The 3,317-nt window shown below is 69.0% G+C and carries 2 protein-coding genes; one reads left to right on the top strand and one right to left on the bottom strand.

The window, feature by feature from the left end; translation table 11 throughout:
- A partial coding sequence (locus VF330_RS27085; protein ID WP_330854499.1) for a protein-glutamine glutaminase family protein occupies nt 1–2,250 on the bottom strand: 2,250 nt, incomplete at its 3' end.
- Between the two features lie 295 nt (nt 2,251–2,545).
- On the opposite strand from VF330_RS27085, the gene VF330_RS27080 reads away from it, so the two are divergent.
- A complete protein-coding gene (locus tag VF330_RS27080; protein WP_330854498.1) occupies nt 2,546–2,779 on the top strand; it encodes a hypothetical protein in 234 nt (77 codons plus the stop codon).
- The last annotated feature ends 538 nt before the right edge of the window (nt 2,780–3,317 follow it).

Below are 3,317 nucleotides of genomic sequence, written 5' to 3'. Positions count from 1 at the left end.
CCAGCGAACCTCGAACGCAGACCGGATCGTCTCCGGCCGCAACGGAATCGTGCGCAGCACACCACGCTGCACAGCAACCGCTTTAGCCAGATTCACCCGCGAATACCCGTGGGGCACGGGGTAGACCAACCGATCCGGATCGGGCACCGGTCGCCCGCGATCGCTGTCAGCCGAAGGCCCCGCCTCGTCACGGCTGGGATCATCCGGTTGCTGCCGCGCCTGGTCCTGCGCGGGCCCCGCGGGGGCGTCATCGTCATCGGAGTCGATGTCCATGTCGGATCCGGGATTCGACGTGGACTCCTCCGACGACGAGTCCGCATCGGACTCGTCGTCGGAAGGCGCTGTTTCCAGGGCGTCCTGGATCTGCGACCGGTGGTCGGGCAGCAGTTCGTACAGGCGGCGCAGCGGCTCGGGTTCGCGGGTGACGATGTTCCGCACTCCGATGGGTTCGCGGGCGGCTGTGTCCGCAATCGAGCTCGTGACGTCGTCGATGTCGATGTCGACGCCGGAAACCAGCCGGGCTTCGGTGCGCTCCACCAGGTCCGCCAGTGCGCGGTCCACTCGGCGCCGCGTCGTCTCGGCGTAGATCGATCGGATAGGGCCCGCGCTGTCGCGGAACTCGCGGTCGCTGCGTTCCCACGACGTGTCGGCGTGTTCGACGAGTTCGGTGTAGTCGAAGGTCTGCGCGTCGGTGACCACCACGATCTGCTGGTTGACCGGATACCCCTCCTCCCAGGCGTCCGGGGTCTTGTCCTGCTGCTCCATCAGCCGCTCACGGATGACCGCGGTCGAGCCGCGGTGGTGACGAGCTGAGGCACTGTCGACGTTCAGGGCCGTGAGCCACTGGGCCAGCGGCAGGGGGCGTTGCGCGTCGACGGTCGGGTCGAGTACCGACAACACGGGGCCTCGGGGTCCGATCACCGGAATCGCGGCGGCCACGTGGTAGTCGAGCTGGACCTCGACCGGTCGGCCGGTCGTGCCGCCCTCACCGTCGCTGCTGGTGATCTGGAGATCGGGGCCCGCCGCGAACACCTTGACGGGCCGGATTCCGCGCTGTTGCAACGCCAGGGCAATGCTGTGGGCGCGAAAGTAACACCCGCTCTCCGGATAATCATGCGGCACGGGATGGTGACCGGAATCGGGATGTTCGAAAGTCAGATCGCGCATCTCGTTCAGCCAGGAGGTGGCCAATCCCACCGATACCGGTTCTTCCGTGGTGGCGCCCAGAGCGAAATCGACGAAATCCTTCTCCTCCGGTTTCAGTGCGCGCAGGTCGGTACCGAGATCCCGGTTGTGCCGCGCCCGGTAGGCCTTCTCCACGGCACGGACTACCGGCGGGTTCCTGTCGAGCTTGTCCAGCAACGTGATCGCGCCGTCGAAGTCACCTGCTCGCACCAGGCGGCCCAGTCTCCGCGCGAGGTTTCTCACCTTCGGTAGTTCAGCGGGGTCCTCTCCCCTGCCGACGGCGATCGAGTCGATGGGGCTTTCGGAATCGGAATCGGCCTCCAACCCCGTGGAACGCTTCAGAACCTCCAGCGCACGCTGGTAGGTGCTGTCCGGCAGGCGTCCTTCGTTGTTCGCTGTGGTCAGTGCGAACTCGATCTGGGCCGACCACAGCCGCACGTCGGACGTCCGCGCGAGGCGGTGCAACTGGGTCAACAGGCTCAGTCCGCCCACCGCGGGCTGCGTGAGCGTTCGTCTGAGCGCGAACCAGTGCGCCGGCGAGGCCGAGGACGTGGCGGGGTGAGGAGCGGTGGGCGCAGAAGTGGCGGGAGTCGGTGCCTGTGGCAACTGCGCGCCGTCGGGGAGCGGCGGGGTGACGGTGTCGTCGGGTGTCGAGGCTGTGGCTGACGGAGCAGGGGTTGCCGGGTTGCCGGGTTGTTCGGCCGTCTGATGTTGCGGTGAGTCGTCCGAGCGCGGCGCCGCAGGATCGGTGCCCGCCAGTGCCGAGTCTGACGTGTCGACGCCGGGAAGGTCGAGGTCGTGGGTGAGCTGGATTGCGGTGAGCGGTGCGAGGCTTTGGGCCGGGATCTGTTCTGTCCGGATGGTCGACTCGGCGGAGTGCCATGGCCGGGATGCGAGGCTGGGCTGCCGGGGCGATGTCGCGGCTTGCTGGTCGGCGTTCCCGGTGGCCGCGGGCGTGCCGGCAGGGGTCGTGGTGGACGCGGAAGCCGGCTGCCCCACGTTCGTCGTGGTGACCGGGCTGGTGGGGGTGTGGTGGGGTGCGGCCGGTTCGGTGCCGGGGCGCACGGTGGGATCGCTGTGTTGCTGCGGAGACGACGAGGGTATCTGGGCGTTTTGGCCGAGGATCGCCTGAACAGCCCCTGGCTGCGCCTGGACGGGTTGCGTTGCGACAGCTTGTGCCGCGGTGGGCTGGGAATTCCCAGGAGTGGCAGCGGGTGGGCCCGGCGCCTGCACTGTGGCGGGATCCGGCGTGAGCGCGGCTGGTTCAGGTGCGACTGCCTCGACGAGAATGGGGGCGATCGGGGTGACTTGAGGTGCTTCCAGGTCCGGTAGGCCGATCGCGGTGGCTGGAATCTGCGGCGTGGTCACCTCACCCGGCGTGATGGCCGGATCCGGCGTGGCGGTGACACCCGGAGTGGTGACACCCGGAGTGGTGACACCCGGAGTGATCACGCCGGAGGACGGGTTCACACCAGGCACCGCGGTCGTGGGCGTGGTCGAGGCGGGCGGGGTCGAAGCGGCCGGGGCCGAGGCGGCCGGGGCCGAGGCGGGCGGGGCCGAGGCGGGCGGGGCCGAGGCGGGCGGATTCGTGTAGGCGGGTGGGGCTGGATCGGTGACTTCGCTGCGGCGCAGGCTCGCGGGATAGCCGTCCGAACCCGGATCTCCCGCGGTGCCGGGATAACCACCACTACCAGGAGTGCCGGGAGACGCGCCGCCACGGTCGGGGCCGACAGCCGGTGCGGTGGAGGCAGTGGGGTTCCCGGGTGGACCACTCCGGTCCTGCCCGTTCCGGTCGGCGCCACTCCGGTCAGCGCCACTCCGGTCCTGCCCGTTCTTCTCGCTCCACGCCACGGCGTGGGGGTGAGGGGTGCCGTTGATCTGCTCGTGAGAGACGATCTCGTGGATGCCGTCGTGCAAGTCCTGGGGTCCTGACGCAGAGCCGGCGGTAGGGGGTGGGATAGCAACACCCGCGCTGTCGAACCCACCGGGCTTCGCGCCGTTCACCTTGGGTCCGTTTACTTTCGCGTCGATCTTGTCGCCCAGATCGTCCGCTTTCTTGTGCGCCGCCCCCTGGAACGCACCACCGACACCACCGGTCCACAGATCGTCGAAGCTCCCACCCAGGATCCCCG

Origin of the sequence: Lentzea sp. (assembly GCF_036380075.1) — a bacterium.
Lineage (GTDB): Bacteria > Actinomycetota > Actinomycetes > Mycobacteriales > Pseudonocardiaceae > Lentzea.
Note: the sequence above shows the minus strand (reverse complement) of the source record. Positions and strands in the feature narration are given on the sequence as shown.